The sequence below is a fragment of the Psychrobacter alimentarius genome, from assembly GCF_001606025.1.
Taxonomy (GTDB): domain Bacteria; phylum Pseudomonadota; class Gammaproteobacteria; order Pseudomonadales; family Moraxellaceae; genus Psychrobacter; species Psychrobacter alimentarius.
On sequence record NZ_CP014945.1, the window covers coordinates 2,977,580 to 2,993,488 of the forward strand.

Consider the following 15,909-nt stretch of genomic DNA (forward strand, 5'->3'; position numbering starts at 1 on the left):
CATAAGCGTTTGTATATCAGCCACTTTGCTTTTATTTGTAATAAGCATTTTCTGTACGCGTGTGATCGGTGTCATCAATCACTTGCGTCAACTCTGGTATTTGCTGTTTTAGCTGCACTTCAACGCCTTGGCGCAATGTCATATCCACGGCTGAACACCCTTGGCAACCACCACCAAATTTCAACACAGCAGTCAGACCAATGCCTTCTTCGTCAATCAACTCAAGCAACTGTACGTCGCCACCATGCGCGGCTAAGCCAGGATTGATCTCTGACTGCAAGACGTAGTTGATACGCTCTTCGATGCTGGCATCAGCACCGACTTTAGGTACTTTAGAGTTTGGTGCACGGAAGGTCAGCTGACCACCGAAACGGTCTTTATTATAATCGATCACGGCATCTTCTAAGTAAGGAACTGAAGCCGCCTCAATAAAAGCAGAAAAATTCTCATAACTGAATTTTAAATCAGCACTGTCTTCTTCACCTGGCTGGTTATAAGCCATGCAGCATTCTGCGCGCGGCGTACCAGGATGCTCAACGAAAATACGCACACCAATACCATCAGTATCTTGCTTAGACAATAGATCTGCCAAATACCCTTGAGCAGATTCGGTGATCGTAATATTGCTTTTTGCTTCAACTTGCTCGGTATCTAGTGCTGACTCATAGTCGGTAGACTGGTCTAATTGGCTATCAGCTTGGGTTTGCTCACTCATAATATGTCCTACGCGTTATGACACAAGCGCTATTTTTATCATGGCTACTGTGTCGTGAAAGGGATTATGTCTTTAATTTGGATTGCTAAAATCTGTGTGGATTGTCAATGAACATGGTCTATCGTGTTAGGGCGTTGACTGTTGTTTTTACAACATTTTGATAAGTTTATAATCACTATTATACCGCACTTACGCGACAATTCCGACCACGCTACTGCGAATTAAACTGTGACCATCATTAATAGTCACTATTGGTTTTTTTAATGGTGATATAAAAAAACAATAACGAGACGCAAAACGCTTTAATTACTCACACAGTGTTTACTACTGCTTATATTAAGACTGTCAGATAAATTATCAAGGATAAGGTAATGCTACATCTCTTAAAACTAAACTCACATAATATAACTGAGTTATATGGCTCAGTTGCTTAGACTAAATTCGACAAAATGATAAATTCAAAAGAATAAATTTAAAAGAATAAATTTAAAAGGATATTTTATGAAGTTATATATCATGCCAGGCGCTTGTTCAATGGTTCCACACGTCGCTCTTGAGTGGGCACAAGCAGAGTATGAACTAGAAATACTAGATCACGATTCTGTAAAATCAGAAGAATATCTGCGTATTAACCCGCAGGGTTCAGTACCTGCAATCGTAGATGGTGATACCGTAGTCACGCAGAATATCGCCGTACAAACCTATATTGATGCTAAATATCCTGACGCTAACATATTCGGTGCTACTAGCTCGCCCGCTCAACGTGCCGAGATCATGCACTGGTTAGCCTTTATCAATTCAGATGTCCATAAAAGCTTTGGACCACTGTTCGGCCCTGATGGTTTCGTAAAAGATACAGCTGCGCAAGCAGAATTAAAAGACAATGCGAAGAAAAAAATCGTTGGCCTGCTTGAGTATCCTAATGAAAGGCTTGGCACACAGGACTATCTGACAGGCACTAAGACCACAGCAGATATCTATTTATATGTCATACTGACATGGGCGAAAAAAATGGAACTTGACCTCTCTAGCTACAAGAACTTCAATGCCTTTATAAGTCGTATTGAGTCTGACGCTGGTGTGACTGAAGTGATACGCCAAGAAGGTATTAGCAAAATTGAGTCGCTTTAGCATTTAGTTGTCAGACCTATACTATTTTTATGAACTTTATCTTAAAGCCTCTCTAATGATTTGGAGTGGCTTTTATTGTATTTAAAACACGTGCCAATAATCAGTACTCATAGAACATCTTTGCACTTGTCAGAAAGTCATGAGCTATGTCAGTATTGGCACTATTAAAAAATTGTGTTTAACCCATAAAACATAAGCAGTAGGAAACTGGTATATATGAGCGCATCATCAGAGCAACATCCAGATAAGCACCACTCAGATAAACAAGAGCATAAACGCTATCGTTATTTGGTTTTTATCGGGCGTTTTCAGCCATTTCATTGTGGTCACAAAGCAGTCATCGATGAAGCCCTAAAGCGCTCAGATGAAGTCATTATGCTCATCGGTTCAGCCAACCTACCTCGCAGTTTGCGCAACCCGTTTAGCGTGGATGAACGTGCCGCGATGATTAAAAACGCGTACTCTGATGAAGAAGCGGCGCGCATTCATTGTGTTGGATTAGACGATGCGCTTTATAACGACACGCGCTGGTTACAATACGTGCAAGCTGGCGTCAAATCTGTCACAGGTGATTTGCAAACGGATATTGGTTTGATTGGGCACTCAAAAGACAGCTCATCATATTATCTGTCGTTATTTCCCAACTGGGACTCGGTTTCTGTACCCAATTATCACAATTTATCCGCTACGCCCATTCGTGACAGCTATCTGATGGGCGCCACACCAACGCCTGAGCGTACGCCTGAATCTACTCGCAATGTGTTAGATCAGTTCAAAAAAACAGATGACTACAAACAGTTGCACGAAGAGGCAGATTTTATTGATAAATACAAAAGACAGTGGGAATCTGCGCCTTACCCCCCTACTTTTATGACGGCTGATGCTTTGATTGTACAATCAGGACATATCTTATTGGTTGAGCGCCGTAGTCTGCCGGGGCGCGGACTTTGGGCATTGCCGGGCGGGTTTTTGAATCCAAAAGAAACACTGTTTGACGCTTGTATCCGTGAGCTACGCGAAGAAACGCGTCTCAAGGTCCCTGAGCCTGTCTTACGCGGCTCTTGCCACAGTCAGCACACTTTTGATGATCCTTATCGCTCTGCCCGTGGTCGCACCATCACACAAGCGTTTTATTTTCAGCTTAAAAACGATCCAAAAGGGTTGCCAAAAGTCAAAGGCGGCGATGATGCAATCAAGGCCTTTTGGTTACCGCTGGCAGAGCTTGATGCCAAGATGATGTTTGAAGACCACTATGCGATTATTACTAAGATGGTCGGGTTGTAGGATGTTATAGATTGACTATTTGGTGCATTGTTTATCCATTATCTCTTAAGTCTACGCTATATAATTTATTTTAATTTTCACACCAATGCCGATAGACGGCAACGGTCAAACGCCGCAACTGCTCTTTCATCAAAACAGTTGTGGCATCTCAAAGCAGAGGAGTTCTGTGATGTACACCAGTAATTTAAACAATTTGATTCTTAACAGTGACAGCTATAAAACTTCACATTGGGTGCAATACCCAAATGGTAGTGAGTATCTGTCGAGCTACATTGAAACGCGTAAAGGTGACTATGATGTAGTGTTCTTTGGCCTGCAAGCTTTTATCAAAGAGTATCTGAGCACGCCTATCACAACCCAAGACATCGATGAAGCCGAAATGGTCATTCAGGCACATGGTTTGACTTTCAATCGTGCTGGTTGGGAGCGTTTGGTCGCAAAACATGGCGGCTACTTACCATTACGCATCGAAGCCATACCAGAAGGCAGCATTGTCCCTGTCTCCAATGTCGTCTGCCAAGTCATCAATACTGACCCTGAGTTTTATTGGTTGCCAAGTTATATTGAAACAGCGCTATTACGCGCGATTTGGTATCCGTCGACAGTGGCCAGTGTCTCTCATTATTGTAAAGGCATCATTCGTCAAGCGTTAGAAAAGTCCGCCGATAATACAGCGTCGCTGCCCTTTCGTTTGCATGACTTTGGTGCACGCGGCGCGTCAAGTCAGGAAACCGTCGCTCTTGGCAGCTTGGCGCATTTGGTCAACTTTGCTGGTACAGATTCAATGACTGCGCTCGTTGCGGCCAGCCGCTGGTATCAGATGGGTAAAGACATGCCTGCGTTTTCTATTCCTGCAGCTGAGCACAGCACTATGACTGCATGGGGCCGTGACGGTGAGACTGCAGCCTTCGCCAATATGATTGAGCAGTTTGGCGGTGAAGACAAGGCGTTTTCAGTCGTATCAGACAGCTATGATTTGTGGAATGCGATCGACAATATCTGGGGCGGCAGCCTAAAAGAGGACGTAAAAAACATGGGTGGCACCTTGGTCATTAGACCAGACAGTGGTGAGCCGACCAAAGTGGTGCGTGAAGCGTTGGAACGTTTGGCAGTGAAGTTTGGTACAACAACCAACAGTAAAGGCTATAAAGTATTACCTGATTACGTGCGCATCATTCAAGGCGATGGGATCAGTCCGCAAAGCTTGAGCAAGATTATTGAAGTCGTGATGAAAGCAGGCTTTAGCGCTGAAAACGTAACGTTCGGTATGGGTGGTGGCCTATTACAACAAGTCAACCGCGATACGATGAGCTGGGCGATGAAAGCCAGCGCAATCTCTATCGCTGGCGTCTGGAAAGATATTTATAAAGATCCCGTCACCAGTCGTTCTAAACGCTCCAAAAAAGGTCGTTTGGCATTGGTAAAAGACGATAGTGGTGCCATACAAACCATCAAGGCAGATGATTTGACCAATGAGGCGGACAACCTGCTACGAGAGGTTTATATTGACGGTCAATTATTAATGGATGACAGCCTGACCACGATTCGGGAGCGTGCTGGATGGTAGATACTCATAAAATTGCGTCTGTCGCAAAAGACGTGCTGCTTGCCCCTGTTTATTTCCATCAGGGTCGCAGAATCAAACGCGATACCGTTCGTCTTCCCGAACCGGACGGCGAAAGGTGCGGATTCGTTTCATTACATGCTGCTACTGATGGTCCAGCCTCTGACAAGTCAACCTTGAAGCTGATGATCGTAGGAGATTCGGCAGCCGCTGGTGTCGGCAGTCAAACGCAACAAGAAGCGCTGGTCGGTAAGCTGATCCCCATATTGACGCAGCAGCTTTCTGCTCATTCAAGCTTTAATATGTTAGATTGGTCATTGCAAGCCACGACTGGTCATACCAGTTTTGATATCTTACGCAGACTTTATGTTCTACCAGCGCCCACTCAACCGGTTGATGTCATGCTGCTCAGCGTGGGTGTCAATGATACGACTTCCAATGTCGCAATAGACAAATGGAAACAGCAGATTGAAGATATTATTGCCATTGCACAACGTAAATTTGGCGTCAGAGAGTTGATTTTTCTAAGTCTACCACCGATGGCAGACATGCCTGCGATTCCTGCGCCTTTGAATAACTTTGTGGGCGCTAAAGCCTTACTGCTTGATCAAATACTGCAACAAGTGTGCGCGACTCATGCTGGTGTCAATTATATGGCAACTGACTTTGCACGAATGATAAAGGAGCACTCTAATGGATCACCAATCGATATCGCAGTGATGTTTGCCAGTGATGGTTTTCATCCAAGTAGTCTTATGTATGGTTATTGGGCACAGCAAGTATCAGAGCGAATGTTAGCGTTATTGGACATGTCTAAAGCCGAATAACCTTTAGATATCGGTAACGACATTTACTCAGATATTAATCTTTACTCAGAATCAAAAAAAACCGCTGAATCATCAGCGGTTTTTTTGTGTCAAGCGTTGGTGTGGCAAATCTGTCTGAATTATTCAGCAGCTTTCTTACTACGGCCACCAAATGCACCAAAGCGTTTGTTGAAGCTTGCAACACGGCCTTCAGTAGAAGTTTTACGTTGCTCACCTGTATAGAATGGATGCGACGCACTTGAGATATCAAGTGGGTAGTATGGGTATTCTGTACCTTCGTATTCACGAGTGGCTTTAGTCTTAACCGTTGAACGAGTCAAAAAGAACACGTCAGCGTTAGTGTCATGGAACAAAACTTCTTGGTAATTAGGATGGATATCTTTACGCATAATAAACTCTCTATGTCCGATGTATGAATAGCCTGTTTAACCTCTTTTTTGAGGTATCAACCAAGCGATGACATACGTAACTGAGGCACTAAGGACATTGATAAGGATGGCAACTGCGTCACTGGCTTATTCCAGCACACAACACCACGCTTCTGCTCACTTAGCCTTTCCCCAGCGGGAAAATCAAACCGCGATTTTAACGGTTTTCGTTGTTTGATGCAAGTCGCAGCTGTTAGGGTTATGTGTGTTAAGTTGTCAAAAATTGGCTAACAGCATTGAGAGAAATCTGCCTTATGAGTATAATATCAATTTAGCTGAAATAACCAATAAAATCTGTTATTGTAGCCTGAGTTAACAATGATAAGTATTTTTATACGCCTACGTTATTTTCAACTGCCGATTTTAAATGTAGCCGTTTAGAACTCGGCGGTTTCATCAGTACAAACTTATCAGTACAAAGATTTTACAAACAGGCATCAGACATACACGCGCCAATCAAACAAGCCAACTTAAGGATATTCTAATGATCAATATGGTAATGAAGAACACTGCAAAAACATTATTAATCAGCTCAGCGCTGGCAGTGACTACTCTAGCAAGTGCAGCAATGCCAAGCCAATGGCAGTTGGATGACTCACATACTCGTGTTGGATTTTCTGTCAACCATATGGGTTTTTCAACCACCATGGGACATTTTAGCGATGTCAAAGGTATGGTAAATTATGATATCAAAGCCCCAAACAAAACCAATATGAACTTTACTATCGCAACTGATAGCATCGATACCAATTGGGATGCGCGTGATGAGCATTTGAAGAAAGAAGAGTTTTTCAATGTTGCCAAATATCCAACGATGACGTTTAAATCCACCAAGGTCACTTTTATCAATCCGCAACAAGCAAAAGTCATGGGTAATTTCACCATGCTTGGCCAAACCAAGCCATTAACCCTAGATGTAACATTGAATAAAGTTGCCAACAGCCCGCTTACCAAAGAGCCAGTCGTCGGTTTCCGTGCTACTGGTAATATTGATCGTGCCGCTTACGGCATGACTGCTTATGCAGACGGTATTACCACCAATGTGCCTATCCAAATCGATGGCGAATTGGTAGAAAAGAAATCGAAATAAGCTCTATTGACCTGTTGATAGCGTTTACTAGCAACAAAAAAAGCAGCCTTCAAAATAAGGCTGCTTTTTTTGTTAAACCAATGTTATGGCATTTTATTTCGTTGGAATAACATGCCAAACATCAAACTTGTCATCGCCATCTTTATCACCAACTTTTGTGTCATTGGCGTAGAAATATAACGGTTTACCATTCATTGCCCACTGATATTTACCATCTTCACGCTTGAATGCAGCGAATTGACCCGATGCTTTAGCGTTACTTGGCGCCATAAAAATAGGCCATAAAACTTGGCAAGTTGTGCCGCAATCTGACTTGTTCTTGGCGTCTTTATCATAAGTATAAAGCGTCATTTGATTGGTCGCATCGACCAATACGCCATTTTTACTCGCGACGGGTGCTGTATTATTGTTGGTCGCTTGCACGTCGTGCGTGCCTGACATGTCATTTCCAACCGCACTCTTCAGAGTCGTACAACCTGTTAATGCTAATACACCTGTTAACGCAGATAATACCATGATGTTTTTCATAACAACTTCCTTGTAATTTTAATAATGGATTTTATCGGGCAATTTTATTTTTGATGTGAACATCAATCAAAGATAAAGCCAGAATTTCCTTAAGCAATACAAATATAGCATATGGCGTTTCACCACGATGGTTCTCAGGATACAAACTTACAAAAACGGATATATTTTACAAAATAATTAAATACCAACCTTTTCGGCTAGAGACTTTTCAGCTAGAAAATAGCGACGCTGTAATTCCTTTTTGCATTCATTATCTTTTCACCACTTAGTCTTTTTGCCACTTATTATAGCCTGTTCTAGATTACAGCAGTCCACTGACAAAACTCATGTATCCACTTACGTATTTGCCATCTTTTTGGCGACATTTTTTTGTAGAATATCCTTATAGAAATTTAGCGTAGCTTCACTATAAAAATATATTCATTACTTCTAATATACCTGTTGAAGTCAACGCTCTTTGCACACATATCAGCAGTAACTTTCTACTTAAAAATCGAACGACTTAACAATCAGATTAATAACTATATCCAGCATGATCCACTGTAGATGCTATTAAGGACATAATAACGATAATGACTCATTCTTTGACTGAAAACTCTGTATCAATTCCAAAACGCGTCGGCATTCTCGGTGGTGGTACGGCAGGTGCCACCATTGCCATTCGCTTGGCTGCATTAGGGCTTGAGACCTATTTATTTGAAAAAAACAAATCGCTGATTGATGGTCCACCGATGTGTCATTTGCATGCAGGTGGCAACTTATACCGCGAAATCCCTGATGAAGACTGCGTTGCGCTACTCAAACAATGCATCGACATTTTGCGCCTTTATCCTTATACCATCGATGTACGTCCGACGGTGTTTGCTGTTCCCACTCGTGATGAAGGGTCCCCTGAAGATCTGCTACCGCGTCTTGATATTTTAACAGACGCATATCGCGAACTGATTGCTCAAGATAGCAATAATAAAGTCTTGGGCGAGCCTGAAAACTATTATCAGCTGTATAGCCACGAACAGCTGATTGCGCTGTCTGAACGCGAACAAGTTGCCATACCCAGTACGGTTGATGAATGGATGATACCGGTTGCAAAATATTTGGACTTAGACAAAGTTAAATTCCCACTGATTGTCGTACAAGAATATGGCTGGAATATTTTCCGTCTCGCAGCTTCCGCCCAATTGGCACTAGAAGATTATGAGCATGCACATGTATTTACGGATACTCAAGTCAAGCAAGTCTTGCCCGTTGATTGTGAGAATTGCACCAACGCTGACCACCATGTCACCAAATGGCGTATCGACTATCAACGAGCACATGATCAACAAGCGGTCGACCCAAAAGCATTAGAATCCATCGAAGTGGATTATTTGATCAATGCTTGCGGCTTCCGTACTGGCGTCATTGATGACATGGTCGGTGTGAAGGTAACACGCATGGTCGAGTTCAAATCTTCTTATATTACCCGTTGGAAAGAAACGGGCGGTCAGATACCAGAAATTATTATCTACGGCAATCGCGGTACGCCAGAAGGTATGGCTCAATTGACCCCTTATCCAGATGGCTACTTTCAAATCCATGGTATGAGTAAATTTATCACTTTATTTGATGATGGATTGGTCGCATCTAGTGAAGAAAGCGCCCAGCCTAAGTTACCTGAGCAATACGTGCATTATATTGACGATGGCTGGGACAAAACACCACTCCAAGCGCGTAGCCAACAAGCCATTGATTATGTGGCTGAATTTGTACCGACATTTAATAGCGCGCGCACCATTGGCAATGCCCTTTATGGCGGTCAACAAATCCCCGGCGAAGACGATACTTTGCGAGTGGCCGATGTTAGCCTCTATTCAAACATACGCTATGCGCGTGCCGAAAACGTTAAGGCGTCCTCAACCCTGATTGCAGCAGATCAAATCGTTGATGAATTGACAAATCTTGGTTTGATTGATAATGACACGCAGGTAAACAGAGAGCGTTATGCGCATGAATGGTCTTACTTGGTACACAATGACAGTCTGGCGATTGATAAGGTTGCCCGCACCTTGGCTTGCGAGCGTGGTTTTCCGCAAGCGATGGCTCATGTGAATCATGGTATCCGCGAAGCAACTTTAGACAACTTGTCGTCGGATGACTCATCTTCTCTTGATGAGATGCCTACAAGCACTCCTTAGTATTTGCTTGAATCATAAAAAAGGAGTCAGTAACCAGTGGTTAGTGACTCCTTTTTTTATTTCATAATTTTTTATTTCACAGTCAGACAATGACTTTTAGTATTGTCTGTGGCATTGGCTAAAAAATATCAGCTTTCGCTACCTGCCATTTTTTCTGTATCCACTTCGTCATGTATCTTTACAACTGTTTTGAGTAAATCAATCGCGTCACCAATGGTGTTACAAACCACCAAACGGTCAAGATCTTCTTGCTTCATAAAGCCTTGTTCAGTGGTATGTTTTAAATGCTCAATCATACGATCATAGAAGCCGTTGATATTTAGGATAATCATTGGCTTTTCGTGTTGGTACAACTGACGCCATGTGGCAATCTCCATAATCTCTTCTAGCGTGCCAAGTCCACCTGGCAACGTAATAAAAGCATCGGCGTACTCTGCCATGACGGTCTTACGGGTGTGCATGGTATCTGTCAAATGCAGACGGGTCAGCTGTTCATGTGCGATTTCGTGCTTAAGCATAAACGTTGGAATGACCCCAACCGCTTGTGCACCGTTTTGGATAACTTCATCCGCGACGGCACCCATCAGCCCGATGCTAGCGCCGCCATAAACCAAACCTAAGCCATTTTCTGCCAAAGCCAAACCAAGCTCGCGTGCGGCCTGCTCATAGACTTCGCTATTACCCAAACGTGACCCACAGTAGACCGCTACCAATGGCATGGACAATGCCGATTTATCCACCGCTTGCTCAATATTATGAATGTCTTGGCTCGTGATTACTTCGTAAGTATCATTGTTAATGTTCATTTGCATACCGCTTCCTTAGTGTTTATCTCGATTGTCTTTTATTGAGTGCGTGTGCTTATTATTACGTATTTATTAGAGCATAAGCATATTTTTATTGTCTAAAATAAGTGTTCATTTAAAGTTTTATGGATTATTTTTAAAGACAAACCCTATAGAACTTGGAAGTCATATTTGATTGCTTCGCTGACCAGCATTTATCTTAACATAAGCAATATGATCACATGGTATCAACGATTTATCCTGACATAATTATGACATCTTAACATTAACTGTTAATACATTATTTCTGATAAACACACCTACTTTAGACCCAAAAACGATAAAAAACCATTGAGGTACAGCATGGACAGCCAGCACACAACATCTTTTAGCGAGCAAAAAAATCATATCAACGATGGCGCTCTCAATACGAATCCTGATATCGACACCTATGCTTTAACTATCATGACTGAGCGCAATCAGCCATTAGCAGCGACAGTATATCGTCCTAATGCAGAGGTAAAAAGAGCCGTTATGATCGGCCCCGCAACCGGTATCAAACGGCAGTTTTATCACAATTTTGCGACGTATTTAGCAAGTCATGGCTTTGGCGTGTTGACCTTTGACAATGAGGGGATTGGTGAGTCACTATCGATAGATTTGGCAAAATGTGACGCCTCACTCATTAGCTGGGGTCGTCATGACATGCCGGCCGTACTCGATGCGTTGCAAGATGAGTTTGCTGAGGCGACTTATCATTTGGTTGGTCATAGCGCAGGTGGTCAACTGATTGGATTGATGCCCAACCATAAAGGTATCACGTCCGTCTTTAACGTGGCCTGCTCCTCAGGTCGTATCAAAAACATGGCCATGCCTTACAAACTCAAAGCGATGGGCTTTATGGATGCCTTTATTCCAATGACCAATCTGACATTGGGCTATACACCTTCGGACAAAGTCGGTATGGGTGAGCCGTTACCGCGCGGCGTGGCAAAACAATGGCGTGAATGGTGCAATGGCGCAGGCTATATCAAGACAGCGTTTGGTAACAGCATACACACGCATTTTTATGATGAGCTTGACATGCCAGCATTGTGGCTTGGCTTTAGTGATGACGATATCGCCAATAGCAGAAACATAGATGACATGACACGAGTGTTTACGGCAATGCCTGTCGAAAAACGCTTTTTAGACCCAAAAGATTTTGGTGTCGATAGCATCGGGCACATGCGTTACTTTAGTAGTAAAACTTATGCCAAAGCACCCGAGTTATGGCAAATGGCAGTGGATTGGTTGAACGACAAGGCGCCAACTATCAGACAATGACTTTTTGAATCGTCTATTTATCCTTTGCTTCTTCTGCCATAACCCGTTTGGTCAACGCAGAATACAGCGACGGCTGCATATTATGAATATTACCGAGCATCCATTTTACATAGCTAATAGGTACGTCTTTAATTGGCGTGCCTTTATGTTTACCAAACGGCATTTTACTGACGGGATTGGCTTTGTTAGCAATCGCATGAGCGGCGGCAAAATCTGTCGGTGCAATCTCTAAGCGCTCACAGCACGCTTGATACAGCAGATAACACATACGAGCATCACCGAGCGCGTCGTGAGCGGCAATCGTCATACGGCTTGCCTCTTCTTTACCGAGTAGTTGCTCAATACATTTAGATTGCCCATAAGCACGCCATTCTGGAAAAGCCACGCGTGCCAACCTAACCGTACAAATCAGCTTAGCAGAAGGACTGCCGATTACTCGCCAATCAAAGCGCACGTTATGACCAATCAGATACTCTGGCAATTCAAACTCAGCCAAATTAAAGCGCTCAAGCCCTGCAACATCGTCATCGGTAATGCCATGTACCTTGATGACGATAGGCGATATAGTGCGACCGCTATTAAAGTACTTCATCCACTCAAAACCAGTCATTACATTGATGGTCGCAATTTGGATTGGTCTTGGATCACGCCCTTGATCGGTTTCAGTATCGATCACCAGTGCTGTGTTCGCGATGTTAAAAACCTCTGTCATAAAGTATGAACCATAAATAATTGCCCTTGTACTTAACGCTTGTATTTAACGACTATGCTTAATAACTGTATTTAACCATCATGTTTTGAGACCCGCCCGTCCGTTATGGGGTTAAAACGCTGATATAACAATGCAATACATACGTAAATCGCTAAGGCCCCTATACTAGTATAAACACTATATAAGAAAGATAAGAGGTATTGATGCAACCGACAGACAACAGCAAGCCACCCCGCCCGACATTGATAAGCCGTATGCTCAGCGTATTGATTAAAGCAGTTGTACTGTTGGCGCTATTATTTGTATTCGATCGATTATTACCAACCATCAGCCAACAAACTCAATCTTTTGTGATGGCAAAATGGCAGCAATTGAGCCTTTTGCAACAAGACCCTCCTACTGAAAACAGTTTACCCAACCCGCTACCAGAGCAAGGATTGGCTGATACATGGGGCGCGGCTCGCAGTCAAGGTCGCACACATGAAGGTATTGATATCTTTGCTCCGAGGGGCACGCCAATACAATCAACGACACAAGGGATTGTTAGCAAAGTGGGGAATAATAATTTGGGCGGTCGCGTCGTCGTCGTTGTCGGACCAGGTGGTGCAGGACATTACTACGCGCATTTAGAAGACTATGCCGATATCTCTCCCAATGACTGGGTAAATGCTGGAGATATCATCGGTTATGTTGGTGATAGCGGTAATGCAAAAGGCACCCCACCTCACCTTCATTATGGAATTTATATTAATGGTAGTGCTGTGAATCCCTATCCACTCATGCAAAAAGAGTGATGCCTGTAGCGTTCGTTCCTACAAACATTATGGGTAGTAACAGATAGCATCAGCCTGTAGAAGCCGTTCGGACATAAGCTGCTGGAAAAACCACACTAAATGTCGACCCCACCCCTTCTACGGATTCAATTTGCAAACTGGCTTCGTGTTGATACAAAACGTGTTTTACAATAGCGAGACCCAACCCTGTACCACCGGTGGCGCGGCTACGCCCTTTGTCGATGCGATAAAAGCGCTCCGTTAGACGTGCGATGTGCTCTGCTGCAATACCAATACCATTGTCTTCCACGGCAAATCGGCAGCCTTCTGAGGTTTTTGTCCAGCTAATGGTTATATTACCACCCTTGGGTGTGTACTTAATGGCATTTATCACAAGGTTAGATAAGGCACTGTTTAGGTACATCTCAGAACCATATAGCCCATCATAAGTGTCTATCTGCAAATGGATGATATGCCCGTATGCTTGGTTGTATGCTTGCGCATCGTCATACACATGGGTCAGTAGTTTGGTCATATCAATATAGTTGAGCTCGTGAGTTTCTTCGATTTCAATTCGAGACAACAACAATAGATCATTCACAATTCTATTCATACGCGCCGTTTGCTGACTCATAAGCTCAAACCCGCGTCGCCAATGCGGCGGCATGTCTGGCTGATCTGAGAAATTCTCTAAATAGCCCATCATCACAGTCAACGGAGTACGTAATTCGTGCGAGACATTTGCTACAAAGTCGCGACGCATCTCTTCTAAATGCTGCAAGCGTGTCACATCATAGATAATCAGTAATTTTTGGTCACCAAAAGGCGTGAGTTCACATTTCAAGTAGCGTTTAGGATCTTGCCAAGATTCTATGTGCACACCCTCACTGAGAGTCGTAGTGGTCGCTTGATAGTACTGACGAAACTCAGGTACTCGAATGAAATCAAAAATGCTTTTGCCTGCATCGCCTACTTGTAGTGACAATAAATCTTGTGCCGACTGATTCCACCACTCCACATTGTCATCTTGGTTGAGCAAAATCACAGCATCTCGTAAAGCCAGTAAGGCGCTTCTGATTTTTGTCAATTGATCCGAGGCGTGTTGATTAGAAACTGATTCTGATGGACTCTGTTGATTATTTTTTGTCATTATTGTGCTCATTCATCATCCCTACTACTTTTTTGCCATGTCATCTTAGGTTGCGACTGCCATGAGGTTTCTAAGCATGGCTAATTATGTCGGCGTAATGATATTAGAAAATCGATAGCCTGTACCGCGAACGGTCTGTATCAACGTATCACAGCCGTAAGGTCTTAATATGGTACGCAGACGTTTAATATGGACATCGATGGTTCTGTCCTCAATATAGACGTTGCCGCCCCATACTTGATCTAGTAGCTGTGTGCGCGTATAAGCACGCTCTGGATGACTCATAAAAAATGCCAATAACCGATATTCAGTAGGGCCCAATTCAACCACTTTACCCGCTACTGTCACACGTTGACTTCTTGGGTCTAAACTGAGCTTGCCGACTTCGATAGATTTATCACTGCTGAGCGCATTACTACGCCGCAGCACCGCCTTGATTCTAGAGATAAGTTCGCGCGTCGAAAAAGGCTTGGTCATATAATCGTCAGCACCAGCATCAAGACCATGAACTTTGCTGTCTTCTTCGCTCTTTGCCGTCAGCATAATGACGGGTATTTCAGAGAGCAGATCATCGTTTTTTAACATACGACAAAAATCCACGCCACTCTTATCGCCTGGCAACATCCAGTCTAGTAGAATCAGCGCTGGTCTATGATCCACGACTTGTTGATGCGCTTCTGACACATCGGCGGCTTGTAGACTATCAAACCCAGCCATCTCTAGCGTCATGACCACCATTTCACGAATCGCAGGTTCATCTTCAACAATCAAAATTTGCTCGTTATACATACAGCATTCTCAGTGTTAAGTACAAAGTTTAGCACGTAAAAGGCGATACATATTCGCCAGCTTTTATCTATTAAACGGATTAATTGTGACAGCTTGATGACAGTTATTATTCAGTATGACATAAACTACCGGACTTCTAATATGAAGTTTAATGGGCCATCATTGATGCTCTCAACTTGCATGTTAGCACCAAACTGCCCAGTAGCAATGATAGGATGCTGACTCTTTGCATACTCAATCAACTGAGCAAACAGCACTTGTGCTGCCTCAGGTGCCATCGCCCCACCAAAATCAGGCCTGCGACCTTTGTCGGTTGTGGCCATTAAGGTAAACTGCGATACCAATAACAATCCGCCATTCACTTGCTGGACATTTTTATCCAGTTTACCGGCCTTGGCAGGATCGTCGTTATTCTCAAAAATACGATACGTCAGGATTTTATCAATCATGCGCTGCGCGGTTTGTAGGTTATCATCGTGTCCTAAACCAATATAAGCCAATAGTCCATGCTCGATGGCACCGATATTAGACCCCTCAACCACGACACTCGCGCTGCGTACTCGCTGTATAAGTGCTTTCACTCCCTAACTCCTTACAGATTATGGCCATACAATCATACGCTGTCCATGATAA

Annotated in this window: 16 protein-coding genes; 8 read left to right on the forward strand and 8 right to left on the reverse strand. The window is 43.3% G+C overall.

Going from position 1 to position 15,909, the window contains the following annotated elements; all coding sequences use genetic code 11:
- Positions 1 to 31: 31 nt before the first annotated feature.
- Positions 32 to 715, reverse strand: a complete 684-nt coding sequence (nfuA, locus tag A3K91_RS12285; protein ID WP_062845525.1) for a Fe-S biogenesis protein NfuA — start codon at positions 713 to 715, stop codon at positions 32 to 34.
- A gap of 501 nt (positions 716 to 1,216) precedes the next feature.
- Between nfuA and A3K91_RS12290 the strand changes: the two genes are divergently transcribed.
- From A3K91_RS12290 to A3K91_RS12305, 4 genes are all read left to right on the forward strand, one after another.
- Entirely contained in the window at positions 1,217 to 1,846 is a 630-nt protein-coding gene (locus A3K91_RS12290; RefSeq protein ID WP_062845526.1) for a glutathione S-transferase family protein, read from the forward strand.
- A gap of 216 nt (positions 1,847 to 2,062) precedes the next feature.
- A complete protein-coding gene (locus A3K91_RS12295) occupies positions 2,063 to 3,130 on the forward strand; it encodes a bifunctional nicotinamide-nucleotide adenylyltransferase/Nudix hydroxylase (RefSeq protein WP_062845527.1) in 1,068 nt (355 codons plus the stop codon).
- A gap of 169 nt (positions 3,131 to 3,299) precedes the next feature.
- Positions 3,300 to 4,697 carry a nicotinate phosphoribosyltransferase gene (locus A3K91_RS12300; protein WP_062845528.1) on the forward strand — a complete coding sequence of 466 codons (1,398 nt, stop codon included), beginning with the start codon at positions 3,300 to 3,302 and terminating at the stop codon, positions 4,695 to 4,697.
- The gene (locus A3K91_RS12305) at positions 4,691 to 5,521 is read left to right on the forward strand and encodes an SGNH/GDSL hydrolase family protein (RefSeq protein WP_062845529.1); all 831 of its coding nucleotides are present in this window, start codon (positions 4,691 to 4,693) and stop codon (positions 5,519 to 5,521) included. Before A3K91_RS12300 ends, A3K91_RS12305 begins: the two co-directional genes overlap by 7 nt.
- A 119-nt stretch (positions 5,522 to 5,640) precedes the next feature.
- Here A3K91_RS12305 and A3K91_RS12310 read toward each other — a convergent pair whose 3' ends face one another.
- Positions 5,641 to 5,910: a type B 50S ribosomal protein L31 gene (locus A3K91_RS12310; protein WP_062845530.1), complete on the reverse strand. Its 270-nt coding sequence runs from the start codon at positions 5,908 to 5,910 to the stop codon at positions 5,641 to 5,643.
- Positions 5,911 to 6,433: 523 nt separating this feature from the next.
- Here A3K91_RS12310 and A3K91_RS12315 point away from each other — a divergent pair.
- Positions 6,434 to 7,039: a YceI family protein gene (locus tag A3K91_RS12315; RefSeq protein ID WP_062845531.1), complete on the forward strand. Its 606-nt coding sequence runs from the start codon at positions 6,434 to 6,436 to the stop codon at positions 7,037 to 7,039.
- A 93-nt stretch (positions 7,040 to 7,132) separates the two neighbouring features.
- On the opposite strand, the gene A3K91_RS12320 is transcribed toward A3K91_RS12315, so the two are convergent.
- The gene (locus A3K91_RS12320) at positions 7,133 to 7,567 is read right to left on the reverse strand and encodes a COG4315 family predicted lipoprotein (protein WP_062845532.1); all 435 of its coding nucleotides are present in this window, start codon (positions 7,565 to 7,567) and stop codon (positions 7,133 to 7,135) included.
- A 572-nt stretch (positions 7,568 to 8,139) separates the two neighbouring features.
- Between A3K91_RS12320 and A3K91_RS12325 the strand changes: the two genes are divergently transcribed.
- A complete protein-coding gene (locus A3K91_RS12325) occupies positions 8,140 to 9,741 on the forward strand; it encodes an FAD-dependent oxidoreductase (protein WP_062845533.1) in 1,602 nt (533 codons plus the stop codon).
- A gap of 128 nt (positions 9,742 to 9,869) precedes the next feature.
- Here A3K91_RS12325 and A3K91_RS12330 read toward each other — a convergent pair whose 3' ends face one another.
- A complete protein-coding gene (locus A3K91_RS12330) occupies positions 9,870 to 10,553 on the reverse strand; it encodes an LOG family protein (protein WP_062845534.1) in 684 nt (227 codons plus the stop codon).
- A 336-nt stretch (positions 10,554 to 10,889) separates the two neighbouring features.
- Here A3K91_RS12330 and A3K91_RS12335 point away from each other — a divergent pair, with 336 nt between their 5' ends.
- Positions 10,890 to 11,852 carry an alpha/beta hydrolase family protein gene (locus tag A3K91_RS12335; RefSeq protein WP_084387352.1) on the forward strand — a complete coding sequence of 321 codons (963 nt, stop codon included), beginning with the start codon at positions 10,890 to 10,892 and terminating at the stop codon, positions 11,850 to 11,852.
- A gap of 13 nt (positions 11,853 to 11,865) precedes the next feature.
- Here A3K91_RS12335 and A3K91_RS12340 read toward each other — a convergent pair whose 3' ends face one another.
- A complete protein-coding gene (locus A3K91_RS12340) occupies positions 11,866 to 12,564 on the reverse strand; it encodes a putative quorum-sensing-regulated virulence factor (RefSeq protein ID WP_062845535.1) in 699 nt (232 codons plus the stop codon).
- Between the two features lie 203 nt (positions 12,565 to 12,767).
- On the opposite strand from A3K91_RS12340, the gene A3K91_RS12345 reads away from it, so the two are divergent.
- Positions 12,768 to 13,358 (forward strand): M23 family metallopeptidase, encoded by a 591-nt coding sequence (locus tag A3K91_RS12345; RefSeq protein ID WP_062845536.1) that lies wholly within the window; start codon positions 12,768 to 12,770, stop codon positions 13,356 to 13,358.
- Between the two features lie 49 nt (positions 13,359 to 13,407).
- On the opposite strand, the gene phoR is transcribed toward A3K91_RS12345, so the two are convergent.
- From phoR to dtd, 3 genes are all read right to left on the reverse strand, one after another.
- A complete protein-coding gene (gene phoR, locus A3K91_RS12350; RefSeq protein WP_062845537.1) occupies positions 13,408 to 14,487 on the reverse strand; it encodes a phosphate regulon sensor histidine kinase PhoR in 1,080 nt (359 codons plus the stop codon).
- Positions 14,488 to 14,571: 84 nt separating this feature from the next.
- Positions 14,572 to 15,276: a phosphate regulon transcriptional regulator PhoB gene (gene phoB, locus A3K91_RS12355; protein ID WP_062845538.1), complete on the reverse strand. Its 705-nt coding sequence runs from the start codon at positions 15,274 to 15,276 to the stop codon at positions 14,572 to 14,574.
- A gap of 125 nt (positions 15,277 to 15,401) precedes the next feature.
- Positions 15,402 to 15,857, reverse strand: a complete 456-nt coding sequence (dtd, locus tag A3K91_RS12360; protein ID WP_062845539.1) for a D-aminoacyl-tRNA deacylase — start codon at positions 15,855 to 15,857, stop codon at positions 15,402 to 15,404.
- Between the last annotated feature and the right edge of the window lie 52 nt (positions 15,858 to 15,909).

Bases quoted from the DNA above. Each gene is read 5' to 3' on its own strand.
- nfuA (WP_062845525.1), bottom strand. From the start codon at position 715: ATGAGTGAGCAAACCCAAGCTGATAGCCAATTAGACCAGTCTACCGAC.
- A3K91_RS12290 (WP_062845526.1), top strand. From the start codon at position 1,217: ATGAAGTTATATATCATGCCAGGCGCTTGTTCAATGGTTCCACACGTC.
- A3K91_RS12295 (WP_062845527.1), top strand. From the start codon at position 2,063: ATGAGCGCATCATCAGAGCAACATCCAGATAAGCACCACTCAGATAAA.
- A3K91_RS12300 (WP_062845528.1), top strand. From the start codon at position 3,300: ATGTACACCAGTAATTTAAACAATTTGATTCTTAACAGTGACAGCTAT.
- A3K91_RS12305 (WP_062845529.1), top strand. From the start codon at position 4,691: ATGGTAGATACTCATAAAATTGCGTCTGTCGCAAAAGACGTGCTGCTT.
- A3K91_RS12310 (WP_062845530.1), bottom strand. From the start codon at position 5,910: ATGCGTAAAGATATCCATCCTAATTACCAAGAAGTTTTGTTCCATGAC.
- A3K91_RS12315 (WP_062845531.1), top strand. From the start codon at position 6,434: ATGATCAATATGGTAATGAAGAACACTGCAAAAACATTATTAATCAGC.
- A3K91_RS12320 (WP_062845532.1), bottom strand. From the start codon at position 7,567: ATGAAAAACATCATGGTATTATCTGCGTTAACAGGTGTATTAGCATTA.
- A3K91_RS12325 (WP_062845533.1), top strand. From the start codon at position 8,140: ATGACTCATTCTTTGACTGAAAACTCTGTATCAATTCCAAAACGCGTC.
- A3K91_RS12330 (WP_062845534.1), bottom strand. From the start codon at position 10,553: ATGCAAATGAACATTAACAATGATACTTACGAAGTAATCACGAGCCAA.
- A3K91_RS12335 (WP_084387352.1), top strand. From the start codon at position 10,890: ATGGACAGCCAGCACACAACATCTTTTAGCGAGCAAAAAAATCATATC.
- A3K91_RS12340 (WP_062845535.1), bottom strand. From the start codon at position 12,564: ATGACAGAGGTTTTTAACATCGCGAACACAGCACTGGTGATCGATACT.
- A3K91_RS12345 (WP_062845536.1), top strand. From the start codon at position 12,768: ATGCAACCGACAGACAACAGCAAGCCACCCCGCCCGACATTGATAAGC.
- phoR (WP_062845537.1), bottom strand. From the start codon at position 14,487: ATGACAAAAAATAATCAACAGAGTCCATCAGAATCAGTTTCTAATCAA.
- phoB (WP_062845538.1), bottom strand. From the start codon at position 15,276: ATGTATAACGAGCAAATTTTGATTGTTGAAGATGAACCTGCGATTCGT.